Origin of the sequence: Erwinia sp. PsM31, from assembly GCF_030433775.1 — a bacterium.
GTDB lineage: Bacteria > Pseudomonadota > Gammaproteobacteria > Enterobacterales > Enterobacteriaceae > Erwinia > Erwinia aeris.
Genome location: NZ_JARUWZ010000007.1, coordinates 31,103 through 49,838, shown reverse-complemented (window position 1 = coordinate 49,838; position 18,736 = coordinate 31,103). Strand labels below are relative to the sequence as shown.

Annotated in this window: 14 protein-coding genes and 1 pseudogene; 6 read left to right on the top strand and 9 right to left on the bottom strand. The window is 56.0% G+C overall.

What is annotated here, in order from left to right:
* Nucleotides 1-276: 276 nt before the first annotated feature.
* The 5 genes from acnA to topA all read right to left on the bottom strand — a co-directional run bounded on the left by acnA (nt 277) and on the right by topA (nt 8,041).
* Entirely contained in the window at nt 277-2,964 is a 2,688-nt protein-coding gene (gene acnA, locus QCD69_RS08010; protein ID WP_253453837.1) for an aconitate hydratase AcnA, read from the bottom strand.
* A gap of 472 nt (nt 2,965-3,436) precedes the next feature.
* On the bottom strand, nt 3,437-3,601 hold the full coding sequence (locus QCD69_RS08005) for a hypothetical protein (protein ID WP_253453836.1): 165 nt from the start codon (nt 3,599-3,601) through the stop codon (nt 3,437-3,439).
* A gap of 2 nt (nt 3,602-3,603) precedes the next feature.
* On the bottom strand, nt 3,604-3,762 hold the full coding sequence (locus tag QCD69_RS08000; protein ID WP_125287712.1) for a YmiA family putative membrane protein: 159 nt from the start codon (nt 3,760-3,762) through the stop codon (nt 3,604-3,606).
* 497 nt (nt 3,763-4,259) lie between these two features.
* Complete coding sequence (gene cysB / locus QCD69_RS07995) at nt 4,260-5,234, bottom strand: HTH-type transcriptional regulator CysB (protein ID WP_253453834.1); 975 nt, start codon at nt 5,232-5,234, stop codon at nt 4,260-4,262.
* A 188-nt stretch (nt 5,235-5,422) separates the two neighbouring features.
* Nucleotides 5,423-8,041, bottom strand: a complete 2,619-nt coding sequence (topA, locus tag QCD69_RS07990) for a type I DNA topoisomerase (protein ID WP_301251642.1) — start codon at nt 8,039-8,041, stop codon at nt 5,423-5,425.
* 398 nt (nt 8,042-8,439) lie between these two features.
* Between topA and QCD69_RS07985 the strand changes: the two genes are divergently transcribed.
* Nucleotides 8,440-8,688 (top strand): DUF2498 family protein, encoded by a 249-nt coding sequence (locus QCD69_RS07985; RefSeq protein WP_253453830.1) that lies wholly within the window; start codon nt 8,440-8,442, stop codon nt 8,686-8,688.
* Between the two features lie 26 nt (nt 8,689-8,714).
* On the opposite strand, the gene sohB is transcribed toward QCD69_RS07985, so the two are convergent.
* A complete protein-coding gene (sohB, locus tag QCD69_RS07980) occupies nt 8,715-9,764 on the bottom strand; it encodes a protease SohB (RefSeq protein ID WP_125287716.1) in 1,050 nt (349 codons plus the stop codon).
* A gap of 199 nt (nt 9,765-9,963) precedes the next feature.
* On the opposite strand from sohB, the gene QCD69_RS07975 reads away from it, so the two are divergent.
* On the top strand, nt 9,964-10,719 hold the full coding sequence (locus tag QCD69_RS07975) for a YciK family oxidoreductase (protein WP_301251640.1): 756 nt from the start codon (nt 9,964-9,966) through the stop codon (nt 10,717-10,719).
* Nucleotides 10,719-11,309: a cob(I)yrinic acid a,c-diamide adenosyltransferase gene (cobO, locus tag QCD69_RS07970; RefSeq protein ID WP_253453826.1), complete on the top strand. Its 591-nt coding sequence runs from the start codon at nt 10,719-10,721 to the stop codon at nt 11,307-11,309. The genes QCD69_RS07975 and cobO overlap by 1 nt, the downstream gene beginning before the upstream one ends.
* Before the next feature lie 39 nt (nt 11,310-11,348).
* On the opposite strand, the gene rluB is transcribed toward cobO, so the two are convergent.
* A complete protein-coding gene (gene rluB / locus QCD69_RS07965) occupies nt 11,349-12,215 on the bottom strand; it encodes a 23S rRNA pseudouridine(2605) synthase RluB (protein WP_253453824.1) in 867 nt (288 codons plus the stop codon).
* Between the two features lie 860 nt (nt 12,216-13,075).
* Here rluB and QCD69_RS07960 point away from each other — a divergent pair.
* Complete coding sequence (locus QCD69_RS07960) at nt 13,076-13,702, top strand: serine protease (protein WP_301251639.1); 627 nt, start codon at nt 13,076-13,078, stop codon at nt 13,700-13,702.
* An 87-nt stretch (nt 13,703-13,789) separates the two neighbouring features.
* On the opposite strand, the gene QCD69_RS07955 is transcribed toward QCD69_RS07960, so the two are convergent.
* Nucleotides 13,790-14,410, bottom strand: a complete 621-nt coding sequence (locus tag QCD69_RS07955; RefSeq protein ID WP_253453820.1) for an L-threonylcarbamoyladenylate synthase — start codon at nt 14,408-14,410, stop codon at nt 13,790-13,792.
* A 38-nt stretch (nt 14,411-14,448) separates the two neighbouring features.
* On the bottom strand, nt 14,449-15,312 hold the full coding sequence (rnm, locus tag QCD69_RS07950; protein ID WP_301251638.1) for an RNase RNM: 864 nt from the start codon (nt 15,310-15,312) through the stop codon (nt 14,449-14,451).
* A 274-nt stretch (nt 15,313-15,586) separates the two neighbouring features.
* Between rnm and QCD69_RS07945 the strand changes: the two genes are divergently transcribed.
* Together QCD69_RS07945 and trpD are read left to right on the top strand one after the other, a co-directional pair.
* Complete coding sequence (locus QCD69_RS07945) at nt 15,587-17,146, top strand: anthranilate synthase component 1 (RefSeq protein ID WP_301251636.1); 1,560 nt, start codon at nt 15,587-15,589, stop codon at nt 17,144-17,146.
* Nucleotides 17,146-18,736 (top strand): annotated as a pseudogene (trpD, locus tag QCD69_RS07940) (bifunctional anthranilate synthase glutamate amidotransferase component TrpG/anthranilate phosphoribosyltransferase TrpD). The gene QCD69_RS07945 and the pseudogene trpD overlap by 1 nt, the downstream one beginning before the upstream one ends.

Sequence of the window (18,736 nt, the reverse complement as noted above, 5' to 3'; positions counted from 1 at the left end):
CCCCTGAAAAGGGGCATTTGAGGTCGTTGACAAACTCATTCTCCGCCATCAAGTCGCTTTCAGGCCGGTGAAAAGCAGCAGAGGCAGATCGGAACACGGACACGCCGTGAATCCGTCCATGGAGGCTCGTTTCGCGCGTCCATGCGCGAAAACGGTCCGCTTATCCGCTCTGCCTCTGCCGCCGAGAAACAGCTGAGTTGCTGTAAAACGCCAGTATGCCTCGGCTATTTAGGTTCGTCAGCAGTCTGAAGGCCCCTGAAAAGGGGCATTTTTGTTTTAGCTCTCGACCAGCATGTTACGTATAACGTAGTGCAGGATGCCGTCGTTGCGGTAGTAGGTCAGCTCGTTGCCGGTATCGATACGGCAGCGCGTTTGCAGCGTTTCCTGACTGCCGTCCGCACGGGTCAGCGTGACTTTCACCGTGCCGCCGGGCTTCAGCTGGCTCAGGTTTTCCACGTCGATCTGCTCGTCACCGGTCAGCCCCAGCGTTTTACGCGTTACGCCTTCCGGGAACTCCAGCGGCAGTATGCCCATCCCAATCAGATTTGAACGGTGGATACGCTCAAAAGATTCGGCGATGACCACGCGCACCCCCAGCAGGCGCGGGCCTTTAGCCGCCCAGTCGCGGCTGGAGCCGGAGCCATATTCTTTCCCGGCGATCACCGCCAGCGGCGTCCCCTGCTGCTGATATTTCATCGCCGCATCGTAGATCGCCAGCTGCTCGTCGCCGGGCACGAAACGCGTCATGCCGCCTTCCACGCCCGGCACCATTTCGTTGCGGATGCGAATGTTGGCAAAGGTACCGCGCATCATCACTTCATGGTTGCCGCGTCGCGAGCCGTAAGAGTTAAAATCGCCCCGCTCGACGCCATGAGCAAGCAGATAGCGCCCGGCCGGGCTTTCCGCTTTGATACTGCCGGCAGGCGAAATATGGTCGGTAGTGACCGAGTCGCCCAGCATCGCGAGGATCCTGGCGCCCTTGATATCAACAACCGGCTTCGGCTCTTTTTCCATATCATCAAAGAACGGTGAAAGGCGAATATAGGTAGATCCTTCGTCCCAGTCGTAGGTGGCCGCTTCGCTAACGCTGATGGCCTGCCAGTCCGGCGTGCCTTCAAACACTTCCGCGTACTCTTTATGGAACATATCGGTGGAAACCAGCTGTACCGCTTCCGCAATCGCTTCTGGTGACGGCCAGATATCTTTCAGATATACCGGCTTGCCGGTCTTGTCAGTACCAAGCGGATCCGTTTCCAGATTAACATTCATATTGCCAGCCAGCGCATAGGCCACCACCAACGGCGGCGAAGCAAGCCAGTTGGTTTTGACATAAGGATGGATTCGGCCTTCAAAGTTGCGGTTGCCGGAAAGCACCGCGCCAACCGTCAGGTCGCCTTTTTTAATCGCGCTCTCGATAGCGTCAGGCAGCGGGCCGGAGTTACCGATACAGGTAGTACAGCCGTAGCCAACAAGGTTAAAGCCCAGCTTGTCCAGATAAGGCGTCAGTCGCGCCGCCGCCAGATAGTCGGAAACCACTTTGGATCCCGGCGCCAGCGACGCTTTTACCCACGGCTTGCGGTCCAGGCCAAGCATTACCGCGTTTTTCGCCAGCAGGCCCGCCGCCATCAGGATACTGGCATTGGAGGTATTGGTGCAGGAAGTAATGGCTGAAATCACTACTGCGCCATCTTCCAGCTGATGCTCCTTGCCCGTGGCGCTGTCGCGATAGCTGACCGACTGGTGCTGTTTCTGCGCCCGATTGACTTCCAGCTCGTTACTGGCCTGGAAAGCCTGCGGCACTTCGCCCAGCGAAACGCGATCCTGCGGCCGTTTCGGCCCGGCCACGCTCGCTTCAACGGTAGCCATATCCAGCGCCAGTGAACTGGTAAATACCGGCTCATCGCCGGGATTACGCCACAGCCCCTGCGCTTTGGCGTAGGCTTCCACCAGCGCCACCTGTTCACTGCTGCGGCCGGTAAGTTTCATATAGCCCAGCGTGACGTCGTCCAGGGGGAAAAAGCCGCAGGTTGCGCCATATTCCGGCGCCATATTGGCGATGGTAGCGCGATCCGCCAGCGGCAGGTCAGCCAGGCCATCACCATAGAATTCAACGAATTTCCCTACCACGCCGTGTTTACGCAGCATCTGGGTCACGGTCAGCACTAAATCCGTGGCGGTAATGCCAGGATTGAGTTTACCGTTAAGCTTGAAGCCAACCACGTCAGGGATAAGCATTGACACCGGCTGCCCCAGCATAGCGGCTTCCGCCTCGATACCGCCCACGCCCCAGCCCAAGACGCCCAGCGCGTTAATCATGGTAGTGTGCGAGTCCGTGCCAACAAGCGTGTCGGGATAGGCAACTTCCTCACCGTCCTGCATTTCATGCCATACCGCCTGGCCGAGATATTCCAGGTTGACCTGGTGGCAAATCCCGGTGCCCGGCGGCACCACGCTAAAACGGTTAAAGGCTTTCTGCCCCCAGCGCAAAAAGACGTAGCGCTCATGGTTACGCTCCATCTCCAGACGCACGTTTTCTTCAAAGGCGTCGTCGTCGCCGAAACGGTCAACGGTAACCGAGTGGTCGATAACCAGATCGACTGGCGAAAGCGGATTCACTTTAGCCACGTCCCCGCCCAGTCTTTTCACCGCTTCGCGCATAGCGGCCAGATCGACCACCGCGGGCACGCCGGTAAAGTCCTGCATCAGCACGCGGGCGGGCCGATAGGCGATCTCGCGGTCGGCATGCGCCTGAGCCAGCCAGCCTGCCAGCGCGCGGATGTCCTCATCGGTAACGGAATCTTCATCCTGCCAGCGCAGCAAGTTTTCCAGCAGCACTTTCAGGGATTTGGGCATACGGGAGAGATCGCCAAGCTGCCCGGCGGCTTTGGCCAGGCTGTAATAGTGATAACGTTGACCTTTAACTTCCAGCGCGTCTTTTGTTATTTCACGTAGGGTAGACGACATTACTCCTCCTTCGTTTATCTTCGCATAACCTGAATAAAAGCAGGGTTTGATTTAAAGATAGTACAAAGTTGGCGTAACGTTTTGATAACATCGATGAAGCATAAAAGAAAAACGCCCCGCTGATTGCTCAGCGAGGCGTCGTTAATATCTGTTTAAATATGCTTTATTAATGCATGACCATGCTCAGCCAGAGCAGGCTAGCCCAGAATAAGGCTGAAAACGTCCAGGCACTGAACCATGTCATTTGAGTTAAATTCATTTTTGCCCTCACTCAGGTCTTATAAGACCAAACGTATTACTTCAAAACCTCACGCCTTTGCGAGCAGGTTTTACCGTTTATCAATGGGTTGCCATTGTGGTTTCCCATCGTTGGGCCGACAGCGTGCCCTGACCAGAAATAGCTGGTCCGTTAAATAATGTTAATATTTATATTTGTCATGGTTAAAACAAAGAGTGAATATAAGCGTAAGGCTTAAGCTTTATTCGTTTTATCCGTCATAAAATCAATAAAGTTACGTTGCACTTCGCTCAGCCCCCAGCTTTCCGGGATGATGCTCTCTCTCGCTTTGCTTTTACACTCTACTTTTTTCAACTTAACAGCTTGCTGTGGTTTTTGATCCGAATACTGCAGGTGCATCGCTACCCCCATATCTGCCAAATCACGACTGCAACAGCTCCCCAAAACAGCGCCGATGCGGCGAATACCGCTAACCAGGCCTTGCGTCTCAGATTGCTGTTACGCTGAACCTTCAGAGCTTTGTGACCGAAGTCGGTTTCTACAGAAATTCTGCTAGCCATAGTTTTTGATAATCACTCTCATTGAAACGATTGTTTTGAGCAATCAGAAATTAGGAGGAATCCTAAACATTTTATGGCGTGAAATCCAGCTATTTTTATTACGCCGAACGATTAATAGTATTCATTAAAGTTTATGAAATCTATTGATCGTACTTAACCAAACTCGCGTTAACAAATTACCCTTTAAGCCAAATTTACTGACAATAGCTGTTTTTTCGCACCATTGATAAATCAGCATTTATTGAAACCTCCTTGCCGTTCGCGCCCTGTCGCGCCTTGATAACCAGAGTATGAGAATCATCCTGGAGGTGCGCAAAGATGCCCGCTGAAAAATGTGTACTGTTTCTCATTTAATGAATAACTTTGGAAAAACATGTGATGGGGGCGGCATTTACGTAAAAAGAATAAAAAGATTTTATCAATTGCAGTAACAGGCAGGACCAATGATTATCGCAGAGCCGCGTCGCGGCTCTGAATAGGGATGCAGGGGCGAAAAATTATTTGGCGGGTAATTTAATATCTTTAAACATTGCTTCAATATCTTCGTTCGAGCGCAGCCCCACGGCCGTATCGACGACGTCACGGGTCAGGTGCGGCGCGAAACGCTGAATAAAATCATACATGTAACTGCGCAAAAAGGTGCTGCGGCGGAAGCCGATTTTGGTGGTGCTGAAGCTAAAGACGTCCGTAGCTTCTATTCTGACCAGATCCGGATCCGAGACCGGATCGACCGCCATGCTGGCGATGACACCCACGCCCAATCCTAAACGTACGTAGGTTTTAATCACGTCCGCATCCGTCGCGGTGAAAACGATACGCGGCGTCAGGCCAGCCCGATTAAACGCCGTATCCAGCTCTGAACGTCCGGTAAAGCCGAAGGTATAGGTAACCAGCGGATACTCGGCTAACTCTTCGATAGAGACTTTTTCTTTGCCTGCCAGCGGATGATCCGGCGTCACCACGATGGCGCGATTCCAGTGATAGCAAGGCAACATAACCAGATCGTCATAAAGATGCAGCGCTTCGGTAGCGATAGCAAAATCCGCGTTGCCTTTAGACACCGCTTCTGCAATTTGCGTAGGCGAGCCCTGATGCATATGCAGCGAAACGCGAGGATAGCGTTCGATAAAGCCTTTAATCACGTTGGGCAGCGCGTAGCGGGCCTGCGTGTGCGTTGTAGCAACATACAGCGAGCCTTTATCCGGCCAGGTATGTTCCCCGGCGACTGATTTGATGGCTTCGACTTTTGACAGCACTTCGCGGGCGATACGGATAATTTCCTGGCCTGCGGGCGTGACCTGCGTCAGATGCTTGCCGCTGCGGGCAAAGATCTGGATACCCAACTCGTCTTCCAGCATACGTACTTGCTTACTGATCCCGGGTTGCGATGTATAAAGCCCCTCAGCCGTTGAAGAGACGTTCAGATTGTGATTGACCACTTCAACGATGTAACGCAGCTGCTGCAATTTCATGTTTGATCCGTCCAGTTTGGCGCCGCGCGCCGACGGGCTGTGCTGACAGAGCACAACGTATCGGCCTAATGCGATTTTATAATAAGGAAAGGTATATCTATAACAATCATATCAAAGATGGGTGGAATGTATAGCAGGGCTGAAGCCGCAGGAGAAAAACGGGCCAGCTGAAACGCCGGCCCGACAGGTTATTTCTTACTGGCTTTCGCCGCTTTTTCGGTGACGGCCCATTTGCCGTCGACGTAGAACGCCGTCCAGCCTGTAGCCTTACCTTCTTTTTCCGTACTGACGTACTGCTGCTTCGTTTTGCGGCTGAAGCGCACTACCGTCTTGTTGCCTTCATCATCGGCAACCGGCGCGTCGGCCAGATAGCGCAGCTTTTCCGGCAGGCGATCGCGGAAGCGTTGCAGCTCTTCCACCAGCGGCGCGCGCGTTTCCCTGGATTTAGGGAAGGTGTTAGCCGCCAGGAAAACGCCTGCCGCGCCGTCGCGCAGTACAAAGTAAGCATCCGATTTTTCGCACTGCAGCTCCGGCAGCGGAACCGGATCTTCTTTCGGCGGCGCAACATCGCCGTTACGCAGGATCTTACGGGTATTTTTACAGTCGTCGTTGGTGCAGGCCATGTACTTGCCGAAACGCCCCATTTTCAGGTGCATCTCCGCGCCACACTTTTCGCACTCTACGATCGGCCCGTCATAGCCTTTGATACGGAATTCGCCCTGCTCGATTTCGTAACCGTCGCAGCTTGGGTTGTTGCCGCACACGTGCAGTTTGCGCTGGTTATCGATCAGATAGCTGTCCATCGCCGTGCCGCATTTGCCGCAGCGACGGCGCGCGCGCAGCGCGTTGGTTTCCGCATCTTCGCCTTCGAGAATATTCAGTACTTCATTCTCTGGGATCAGATTGATGGTTTGTTTGCAGCGCTCTTTCGGCGGCAGCGCATAGCCCGAGCAGCCGAGGAACACGCCGGTGCTGGCGGTACGGATACCCATCTTACGCCCGCAGGTTGGGCAATCGATGGTGGTCAGCACCATCTGGTTCGGCTGCATGCCGCCCTCTTCCGGATCTTTATCCGCCTTTTCCAGCTGCTGGCTGAAGTCGGCGAAAAATTTATCCAGCACGCCTTTCCACTGCGCTTCGTTGTTGGCAACCTGATCCAGGCTGTTTTCCATATGCGCGGTGAAGTCGTAGTTCATCAGCTCGCGGAAGTTTTCTTCCAGCCGGTCGGTAACGATTTCGCCCATCTTTTCCGCATAGAAGCGACGGCTTTCCACGCGCACGTAGCCGCGATCCTGAATGGTCGAGATAATCGAGGCGTAGGTAGAAGGACGACCGATGCCGCGTTTTTCCAGCTCGCGCACCAGCGAGGCTTCGCTGAAGCGTGCCGGCGGTTTGGTAAAGTGCTGGCTTGGCTTCAGCTGCTGCAGCGCCAGCTCTTTACCCACTTCAACCGGCGGCAGCGTGCGATCTTCATCGCCCTTGCGCAGCGCAGGCATCACGCGGGTCCAGCCGTCAAAGCGCAGCGTGCGCCCTTTCGCCTTGAGTTTAAACTCGCCGGCGCTGACGGTCAGCGTCGTGGAGTCATACTGCGCCGGCATCATCTGACAGGCAACGAACTGACGCCAGATTAGCTGATACAGCTTCTGCGCGTCGGCTTCCATATCCTTCAGCTGCTCGGCCAGGACGGCGACGTCCGAAGGACGGATCGCTTCGTGCGCTTCCTGCGAGTTATCTTTGCTGGCATAGGCATTGGCGGCCTTCGGCAAATATTTTTCGCCAAATTCGTTTTCAATATAGCCGCGCACCATGCTGACCGCATCCTGACTCAGATTGGTCGAGTCAGTACGCATATAGGTAATGTGGCCCGCTTCATAGAGGCGCTGTGCCATCATCATGGTTTTTTTCACGCCGTAGCCCAGACGGGTACTGGCCGCCTGTTGCAGCGTTGAGGTAATAAACGGCGCGCCGGGCTTGCTGCTGGTCGGCTTATCTTCACGGTCGGTAACCTGATAGCGCGCTTTTTCCAGCAGGCTGACGGCGGCCTGGGTCTGCTCGCCGTTAACCGGACGGAAAGGCTTGTCGTGCTGATGAGTCACTTCCATCGGCAGCAGCGTGCCTTCCGGCGTATTCAGATCGGCATGCAGTTCCCAATACTCTTCCGGCACGAACGCTTTGATTTCGCGCTCGCGCTCCACCACCAGCCGCACGGCGACCGACTGCACGCGCCCGGCGGACAGTCCGCGAGCGATTTTCTTCCACAGCAGCGGCGAAACCATATAGCCCACCACGCGGTCCATAAAGCGGCGCGCCTGCTGAGCGTTAACCCGATTGATATTCAGTTCGCCCGGCTTGTCGAAAGCCTGACGAATAGCATTTTTGGTGATTTCGTTAAACACCACGCGGCTGAAGCGCGAATCATCACCGCCGATCACTTCCCGCAGGTGCCAGGCAATGGCTTCCCCTTCGCGGTCAAGGTCGGTTGCGAGATAGATGTGGTCGGCATTTTGCGCCAGCGCTTTCAGCTCGGAGACCACTTTCTCCTTGCCGGGAAGGATCTGATAGTTCGCTTCCCAGCCGTGATAAGGATCGACGCCCATCCGGCTGACCAGCGCGGCCTTCTCGTCCTTTTTCACCTTTTTGGTGGTCTTACTGGTTGTAGAGTCAGCGCTCTTTTTAACTGTTGATCCACTGGTCGGCAAATCGCGGATATGACCGACGCTGGATTTCACCACGTAGTCGTTTCCGAGATATTTATTGATTGTTTTGGCTTTTGCCGGGGACTCAACTATTACGAGAGCTTTGCCCATATTTACCTTTACCTGATTAAAACATCCGAGAGTAAATTGTGCCGAAAGCCTGCGGGCAATCCAGCGCGTTAAAACCTTCATGGCCGACGGCAGAATCCGGCACTTTCCCTGTTAACGCTTCCCGCTCAGGAAGCCAACTCACTGATTAACGACACCTTTTACAAACTGTTAAGCGCATCACTAACAAAGCGTAAAGCCAGTTTTACGCCCGGAACCCGAAACGCCCACACTCTACCTGATAAAATCTGTTACGCAACTTAATTAGCATCCACAACGGATTTACGCCAGAAAGTCATAAAAAAGCGTGCGGGCAGGCAAGCGCCCATCGGCATTGAGTTTTTGCGGCAGCGCGGCGTAATATACTGCTCATCTGCCGTCTCTATAAAGGAGAGAATTCTGTGAAGCATACCCAGGCTATTGATAAATCCGCACTCCTGCAAAAGGCGAACGAGCTCATCGCGGAGCACAAGGATTTTTTTCCCGGACTGAGCGCCACCGACGTGGAGCAGAAAGGCGACGTGCTGGTTTTTTGCGGCGACTATTTTCTGGACGAGCAAGGCTTGCCCGGCAGTAAAAGCACGGTGGTGTTTAACGTTTTTAAGTTTCTGGCCACGGAGCTGTCGCCGCTTTATCACTTGCAGGAATAGCGCCCGCCAGGCAGGCGCTAACAGGACTACAGCAGCGGCTTCTCGCCACGCTGCCACAGGCGCAGCAGCAGGCGTTCGACGCTGACGCTGGCGCTTTGCGTAAAGCGATCCATCATTTTTTTGCGCTTCACGTAGTGCACCGCAACCACTTCCCGCGCCTGCATCTGGTCGATAATCAGATCGTCGCTGGTGCCGATAGCGTCAACCAGGCCTTTTTCCAGCGCCTGGGTGCCGAACCAGTGTTCGCCCGTCGCCACGCTGTCGATGTCCAGCGTCGGACGCATCTGATGCACAAACTCTTTAAACAGCTGATGCGTCTCGTTGAGATCCTCGCGGAATTTTTCGCGGCCCTGCTCGGTGTTTTCGCCAAACAGCGTCAGCGTGCGCTTGTACTCTCCGGCCGTATGCAGCTCTACGTCAATTTCATTGCGCTTCAGCAGGCGGTTGAAGTTAGGGATCTGGGCAACCACGCCGATCGAGCCAATGATAGAAAACGGTGCAGCCACGATGCGATCGGCCACGCAGGCCATCATATAGCCGCCGCTCGCCGCTACCTTATCCACCGCCACGGTCAAACGGATGTTCTTATCGCGCAGCCGCTGAAGCTGGGAAGAGGCCAGCCCGTAGCCGTGCACCACGCCACCCGGACTTTCCAGACGCAGCAGCACTTCATCCTGCGGTCTGGCGACGGCCATAACCGCCGAGATCTCTTCACGCAGCGAGGCGACCTCGTGCGCGTCCATGCTGCCTTTAAAATCCATCACGTACAGCGTGGGTTTGCTTTCGGCTGGCTTAATACCTTGTTTCGCCTCGGCTTTAGCGGTTTTCGCCTCCAGCTTGTCCTTTTTTTTCTGCTCTTTATACCAGCGTTTTTTGTCATGCGGCTTCATGCTCGCCAGGCGCATTTCATCCTTTATCTCCTGATACGCCTCATTCAGCCGCGTCAGGCGCAGCTGGCCGCCCTGAGCGCGTTTACGCATGGCCAGATGCGTAATCAAAATAGCAATGGCCGCGATCGCCACGACCACCGTGACCGTCTTGGCCAGAAAAAGTCCGTAGTAAGAGAGTAGTTCCACGCATTCCGCCTTATTTAACATCCAATTAGATCAGCAGCTAGTGTAGCCGAGTCGCTGCCCGTCGTCGCCCGGATCCGTTGAGTACGCAAAGATAGCGCTGCGCAGAGACCAGGCATTCGGGCGGTTTACTGTTGCGGTCAATGGATTAGCGGCGTTACCCTGTTTCCCTTCCGCACTAAGCATCACCAGAGGCGCATCAATGAATTATCAACCTGCCAGTCAATTGCTCAACGATCGTATTATTCTTGTTACCGGCGCCAGCGACGGCATTGGCCGCGAGGCTGCTGTCACCTACGCTCGCTATGGCGCGCAGGTTATTTTGCTGGGACGCAACGCGCAGAAGCTGCAAAGCGTGGCGGATGAAATCGCCGCTGTCGGCAAGCCTTCGCCGCTTTTCTTTACGCTGGATTTGGACAGCGCCACGCCCGAAGCGTGCCGTCAGCTGGCCGATGAAATTTCCCGTCATGTCTCCAGGCTGGACGGCGTGCTGCATAACGCGGGCCTGCTGGGCGACGTGGTGCCCATGACCGAGCAGGATCCCGCCGTCTGGCAGCAGGTGATGCGCGTAAACGTTGACGCCACTTTCTTCCTGACTCAGGCGCTGCTGCCGCTGCTGCTGAAGTCACAGGCCGGCTCGCTGGTGTTTACCTCTTCCAGCGTGGGCCGCCAGGGACGCGCGGGCTGGGGCGCCTACTCCGTCTCTAAATTCGCCACCGAAGGCATGATGCAGGTGCTGGCTGAAGAGTATCGCGGCCAGCTGCGCGTCAACTGCATTAACCCCGGCGGCACACGCACCAAAATGCGCGCCAGCGCCTTCCCGCAGGAGAACGCAGGCAAGCTGAAAACCCCGGCGGATATTATGCCCACTTACCTTTACGTGATGGGCGATGACTGCACGGAAAGCGGCGTCAGCTTCGATGCGCAGCCAGGACGCAAACCGGGAGCAGCGGAATAATGGCCGACGATCGCCACCAGCAGCGTCAACAAAAGCTGAAGGAAAAAGTTGACGCGCGCATTGCCGCCGCGACCGAAACGCGCGGCATTCTGATGGTGTTTACCGGTAACGGCAAAGGCAAGACCACGGCCGCTTTCGGCACTGCCGCCCGTGCGGTGGGCCATCAAAAGCGCGTGGGCGTCATTCAGTTTATTAAGGGCGAATGGCCAAACGGCGAACGCAATTTGCTGGAGCCGCACGGCGTGGAGTTTCAGGTGATGGCCACCGGCTTCACCTGGGATACGCAGAACCGCGAAACTGATACCGCCGCCTGCCTTGAAGTCTGGCAGCACGGCAAACGGATGTTGCAGGATGCGTCGCTGGATCTGGTGGTGATGGATGAGCTGACCTATATGGTGAGCTTTGACTATCTGCCGCTGGAAGAGGTCATGGCGGCGCTGCGCGCCCGTCCGCCTCAGCAGAGCGTTATCATTACCGGCCGGGGCTGTCATCGCGATTTGCTGGCGCTGGCGGATACCGTAACCGAAATGCGTCCGGTTAAACACGCTTTTGATGCGGGGATCCAGGCGCAGCAGGGTATCGACTGGTAACAGGCCAAAAAAAAGGGCGAATCGCTTCGCCCTTTTCTGTTAACGCTTGCTGGTCGTACGGCGGTTGCCGCTGACCTGAGTGTGGCGCTTGACGGCGCGACGGATCTGATTGGCCTTGGTACGGCGACGATCTTTTTCCAACGCCACTTTGCTGGTGGTTTCCGGCGGCAGCCCAACCAGCTCGCGCAGATAGTTGGTCGGCGGCAGATCCAGCTCCGTCCAGCCGCCGCGCGGCAGCCCTTTCGGCAGCGTGATGTCGCCGTAGCGGGTACGGATCAGACGGCTGACCTGCACGCCTACCGATTCCCACAGGCGACGCACTTCGCGGTTGCGGCCTTCGGTCAGCGTAACGCTATACCACTGGTTGATGCCTTCGCCGCCGGTAAACTTCAGCGTTTTAAACGACGCCGGGCCATCTTCCAGCTGTACGCCACGGCTCAGCTGCTTCAGCTTATCGTCATCGACCTGCCCAAACACGCGTACGGCGTATTCCCTTTCCACTTCCCGGCTTGGGTGCATCAAACGGTTAGCCAGCTCGCCATCCGTTGTGAACAGCAGCAGGCCGCAGGTGTTAACGTCCAGACGCCCTACGGCGATCCAGCGTGCGCCACGCAGCTTGGGTAAACGGTCGAATACGGTAGGACGGCCTTCGGGATCGTTACGGGTGCAGAGTTCGCCTTCCGGTTTGTAATAGGCCAGCACGCGGCAAACTTCATTAGTGGATTCCGCTACCGAAACCAGATGGCCGTCGATACGGATTTTTAATGCTTTACTCGGCTCTACGCGGTCGCCCAGCGTGGCCATTTTGCCGTCCACGCTAACGCGTCCGGCAGAAATCATGGTTTCAATTTCGCGGCGGGAACCATGCCCGGCGCGCGCTAAGACTTTCTGTAATTTTTCGCTCATGGCGCTGCCTCTTTGTCGCCTTCCCAGGCGTCATAAAATGAATGGGCCGTTACTCAGGAGGCGGGGCTTTTTGTGGCTGAATGCACGCGACGCCCGCCCCATTTTCAGGGGAAGCGCATTCTACACTAAGTTATCGGCTATTGATAACGCTACCGGGCCGTTTGCCAGGGAAAAGATGCGCCATCCTGAAAAGCGGCAGCGTCGCCCGCTATCGACGGACGGTCACTCATTCCCTGCGCTTACCAAAGCGGTCGCCCTAAGCCAATTTAACGCCGGGCCGCGCCGCGTTATTTAAGGCAAATGTTATCGCCTTGTTGATATATATTTAGTTATTTTAAGTTAAATTAAAGTTAATGTATTTTCTGCCGATACTGCGCCGCGCCTGAATTTCACCCTGATTAAACCCAAATAGCCGCCTCAGCAGAAGGTGAATCCATTAAGCAAAATGTTTCTCCGATGTTAAAACCACTTTTTTACGCCAGGTCAGTGATTAAAGCTGACTTAACACAAATGACCAACGCAAATACTAAAGCCATCTCCAAACAAATAGCTTATCGCCATTTTAGATTGAGTTAATTCATCGTAATTGCGGTTTTAATTATTTTCGGCTGTTTATTTATTTGATCCACTAATTAGTTTGTGTAGAATTCACTCAGGCCAAAAAGAGCCTGCACAGTGAACTGTTAAACAGTCACAATAAAAATTTTAGTTAAGTCGTAAATTATTTTGCAGTAAACGTCAGTTAAAAAACAGAGGGGAGCACGACTCCCTGTATAACGCCGATTTCAATCGGCATCGGCCTTGCACGTCGTCAATCTTCACCAGGGATTTACTGACGTGTCCGACAAAGTGTAACTATTATGAAAAGAATAATGCCCCTCGCGGCGTTGGCTTTGCTGACGCTGACCGGCTGCTCTGTAGGTAAATATGAGTACAGCAGAGAAGCACTGAAACGTGTCGATATGAACTTTACCGGCATTCCTACCGTGCTGGGCGTAGGCTCGCTGGGTACCAGCATTCCGATTACGCCCGAGTACAGCCTGACTGCCGCTCACGTGGCTAAACTCTCCGTACAGCGCGTTAAGGCTTATCATCCTTACTGCGACCTGGCGATTATCTATCATAAAAACGACATGAAAACCCTGCCAAAATTCCGCCAGGGTGAAATTGGCGCGCCGGTAAAAATGTACGGCTACAGCTTTATTACCGCCATGCCGGTGGAATCTTCCGGCGTTAACCTGGCGCGGACCGGTATTCGCAACGAATGGAATAAACGTCCCTGCGTAGCGATGGCTTCCAATGCGGGCGTGGTGAAAGGCATGTCGGGCGGCGCGGTCTATAACGGCGATGATACAATCGGCGGCGTGATAGTCGGTTTTACCAATCAGATTAAGAGGCATAAGGCCGGTAGCGGACCGTTGAAAGATGTGTCACTTTATATTCCTTATGCGGACTTTAAAGACTGGCTGCAAAAAACAACGTCGTGAGAATAATATGCTCGCGTATTAATATCTGAAAAGTAATTATCTATGTTTATTTATTAAGGCTCGCCTTTTTGACGAGCCTGATATTATTCAGAGAAAAGGTTTAACGTCGCCTGCGCCTTCGCGCACGACCTGCGGCGTACTTTCGGTTAAATCGATAACCGTAGTAGGTTGCTGTCCCAGATAGCCGCCGTGAATAATTAAATCAACCTGCTTGCCGATCGTCTCCTGAATCGCTTCCGGATCGGATTCGGTAAAATCGTTGCCCGGCAGCATCAGCGAAGTGGACATCAAGGGTTCGTTCAGCGCCTCCAGCAGCGCCAGCGCCACCGGATTGGAAGGCACACGCAGACCAATCGTCTTACGCTTATCGCTCATCAGACGGCGCGGCACCTCTTTGGTCGCCTTCAAAATAAACGTGTAGTTGCCTGGCGTATTATTTTTAATCAGGCGAAACGCGGTATTGTCCACGTACGCATAGGTAGACAGCTCTGAAAGATCGCGGCAGACCAGCGTAAAGTTATGGTCGCTGTCCAGCTGCCTGATGCGACAGATGCGCTCCATCGCGTTTTTATCTTCCAGCCTGCAGCCCAGCGCATAGCCCGAGTCCGTAGGATAAACGATGACCGACCCTTTATGCAGCAGCTCTACGGCCTGTTTGATCAGCCGGGGCTGGGGGTTTTCCGGGTGTATATAAAAGAACTGACTCATAATCGACCTCATGCCTGTCGCGCGACGGGCGAACAGGATCAAATTTCAGGAAAGCGCAGCCAGACGGCTTCCACACCGGCCGGAAGCCATAATTTTTTTCCCAGCTCTATCCACGGACAGGGCTGATGGAAATCAGATCCCTGCGACGCGGCCAGCTGGTAGTCCTGCGCGTAACGCGCCAGCTGCGTGCGCTCGTTGGGCGCCTGCTGGCACTGTGCGACCTCCATTGCATCCCCCCCTTCTTCTTTAAAGTGGGCGATTAAACGCTTCAACCATTTTGCGGAAAGGCCGTAGCGGCCCGGATGAGCCAACACGGCACGCCCGCCAGAATGATGAATAGCATCAATGGCTTGTTTAATTGTACACCACTGTGGCGGCACGTAGCCGGTTTTGCCGCGCGCCAGGTAATTTTTAAAGACCTGCGCCATATTATCGGCCTTGCCCTGCGCAATTAAGAAGCGGGCAAAATGGCCTCGGGTGATCGCGCCGCCGTCGGCCAGCGCCAGCGCGCCTTCCAGCGCACCGGGAATGCGCGCTTTCTCCAGCCGTTCAGCTATCAGCTGCGCGCGAACCATTCGACGATCGCTCTGTGCCTGCAGAAACTGCTTCAGCACGGGATGCTCTTCTTCCACGCCCAGTCCGACAATATGAATTTCGTGATTTTCCCATAGCGAAGAAACTTCGACGCCCGCTATCAGCCGCAGCGGCAGCTGGTGTCTGGCGATGGCTTCGCGGGCAGGCTGCACGCCGTCAACCGAATCGTGATCGGTGATAGCAAGGACGCCGACGCGTTGCTCCACGGCTCTGAGCACCAGTTCTTCAGGCGTTAACAGGCCGTCAGAGGCGCGGGTATGGCTGTGTAAATCGTAGATGGGCCAGGGATTAAGCGGGGTTGCAGACAAAACGACTCCGGAAAGCGCTAAAAAGGTCGCTGCATGATACCCGCAATTGCGGGCAAGAGAAAAAGAGTATTGACATTTCCGCCACGAACCAGTTAACTAGTACGCAAGTTCACACACAAGGTAGCGAAAAATGAAAAACACAATGACAACGAACGGCTGGTGGCGTACTTCTTCCTGAACGGGCGGAGAAGTCGTGCACGCAGCTGTCGCTGTAACGCTACCCAGGCCCGCCGCAAGCGGGCCTTTTTTTTAGCCAAATTTGAGAACTGACCTTATGCAAACGCAAACTACAGTGAAGTTGATTACCGGCGCCGCGCCCTACCGTGAGGATCCGGCCGCGCTCTTCCACCAGCTCTGCGGCGCGCGTCCCGCTACGCTGCTGCTGGAGTCGGCGGACATTGACAGCAAACGCAACCTGAAAAGCCTGCTGATTATCGACAGCGCGCTGCGCATTAAGGCGCTGGACGATACCGTTACCGTCCAGGCGCTGTCGGAGAATGGCCGCGCGCTGCTGCCGCTGCTGGATGCCGCGCTGCCGGAGTCGGTTATCAATACCGTACGTCCCGACGGCCGCGAGCTGCGTTTTCCGCAGGATAATGCGGTGCAGGATGAGGATTCCCGTCTGAAGACGCTGTCGGTGTTCGACGCGCTGCGCCTGATCCCGCATTTGCTGAAAAGCCCGGCGGACGAGCGCGAGGCGATGCTGCTTGGCGGCCTGTTCGCTTACGACCTGGTGGCAGGATTTGAAGATCTGCCCGCGCTGGACAACGACCAGCGCTGTCCCGATTACTGCTTTTATCTGGCCGAAACGTTACTGGTGATCGACCATCAGAGCCAGAGCGCACGCTTACAGGCCAGCCTGTTTACGGCAGCGCCCGGCGAATTTTTACGCCTGCAGCGCCGTATCGAACAGCTGCACGGCCAGATGCTGCAGCCCGCGTCCGCTATTCCGGTGCAGCCGCTGGAGACAATGTCGCTTGCCGTCAGCCAGAACGACGAAGAGTATTGCGCCGTGGTGCGCAAGATGCAGGAAGCCATCCGCAGCGGCGAAATCTTCCAGGTGGTGCCGTCGCGCCGCTTCTCGCTGCCCTGCCCGTCGCCGCTGGCCGCCTACGACACGCTGAAGAACAGCAACCCCAGCCCCTATATGTTTTTTATGCAGGATCAGGATTTCAGCCTGTTCGGCGCCTCGCCGGAAAGCTCGCTGAAGTATTCGGCCGACAGCCGCCAGATCGAAATTTATCCGATTGCCGGAACCCGCCCGCGCGGTCGTCATGCCGACGGCTCGCTGGATCGCGATCTCGACAGCCGTATCGAGCTGGAAATGCGTACCGACCATAAAGAACTGGCCGAGCACCTGATGCTGGTCGACCTGGCGCGTAACGATCTGGCGCGCATCTGCGAGCCGGGCAGCCGCTACGTGGCCGATTTAACCAAGGTCGACCGCTACTCTTTTGTGATGCACCTGGTTTCCCGCGTGGTAGGCAAACTGCGTGAGGATCTGGATGTGCTGCATGCCTACCGCGCCTGTATGAATATGGGCACGCTGAGCGGCGCGCCGAAAGTTCGCGCCATGCGCCTGATCGCCGAGGCGGAAGGCACCCGGCGCGGCAGCTACGGCGGCGCGGTCGGCTACTTTACCGCCAGCGGCGATCTGGATACCTGCATCGTGATCCGCTCAGCCTACGTCGAGGACGGCGTCGCTACCGTTCAGGCCGGCGCGGGCGTGGTGCTGGATTCCAACCCGCAGGCGGAAGCCGATGAGAGCCGCAATAAAGCCCGCGCGGTGCTGCGCGCCATCGCCACTGCCCATCATTGCAAGGAGATTTTCTGATGGCTGATATTCTGCTGCTCGACAATATCGACTCTTTTACCTGGAACCTCGTCGACCAGGTGCGCGCTTTCGGTCATAACGTAGTGATCTACCGCAATAACGTGCCTGCCGACACGCTGATCGCCCGTTTGCAGGAGATGGACAATCCGGTGCTGCTGCTGTCGCCAGGCCCTGGCGCGCCGTCCGATGCGGGCTGTATGCCGGAACTGCTGCGGCGCCTGCGCGGACAGCTGCCGATTATCGGGATCTGCCTGGGCCATCAGGCAATTGTGGAAGCCTACGGCGGCCACGTCGGCCAGGCGGGCGAGATCCTGCACGGTAAAGCCTCAGCCATCGCCCATGACGAGTCGGCCATGTTCGCCGGGCTGAGCAATCCGCTGCCCGTGGCACGCTACCACTCGCTGGTCGGCAGCAACGTACCGATTGAGCTAACAATTAACGCGACTTTTAACGGCATGGTGATGGCGGTGCGTCACGACGCCGACCGCGTCTGCGGTTTCCAGTTTCACCCGGAATCGATTCTGACCAGTCAGGGCGCACGCCTGCTGGAGCAGACCCTGGCCTGGGCGCTGGCGAAATAAGGAGAGCATGATGAACGCAATACTGGAAAAACTGTACCAGGCGCAGACCCTGACCCGCGACGAGAGCCACCAGCTGTTCTCCGCCATTGTCACCGGACAGCTGGAGCCAACCCAGCTGGCCGGCGCGCTGATCGCCATGAAGATCCGCGGCGAACGGCCTGAAGAGATCGCCGGGGCCGCCACGGCGCTGCTGGCGGACGCCAAACCCTTTCCGCGCCCGGAGTACGCCTTTGCCGATATCGTTGGCACCGGCGGCGACGGCAGCAACAGCATCAATATTTCTACCGCCAGCGCCTTTGTGGCGGCGGCCTGCGGGCTGAAGGTGGCAAAACATGGCAACCGCAGCGTCTCCAGCAAATCCGGATCTTCCGATCTGCTGGCAGCATTCGGCATCAATCTGGCTATGCCAGCCGAACAGGCGCGCCAGGCGCTGGACGATCTTAACGTCTGCTTCCTGTTTGCGCCGCAGTACCATACCGGGTTCCGCCACGCGATGCCGGTGCGCCAGCAGCTGAAGACCCGCACGCTGTTCAACGTGCTTGGCCCGCTAATCAACCCGGCGCGGCCGCCGCTGGCGGTGATCGGCGTTTACAGCCCGGAGCTGGTGCTGCCGATTGCCCAGACGCTGAAAGTGCTGGGCTATCAGCGCGCGGCGGTGGTGCACGGCGGCGGCATGGACGAAGTGGCGTTGCACAGCACGACGCAGGTGGCGGAGCTGCGTGACGGCGAAATCACCAGCTATCAGCTGACGCCAGAAGATTTTGGCCTGAGCTATCATCCCCAGGAGGCGCTGGCGGGCGGCTCGCCGGAAGAAAACCGTGACATTCTGACGCGATTGCTCCAGGGTAAAGGCGAGCAGGCGCACGAAGAGGCCGTGGCCGTTAACGTCGCGCTGCTGCTGAAGATTTTCGGCCAGGAAGACTTACGGGAAAATGCGCAAAAGGCGCTGAAAGCGATCCGCAGCGGCCAGGCCTATGAGCGCGTGGTCGCGCTGGCAGCAAGAGGATAA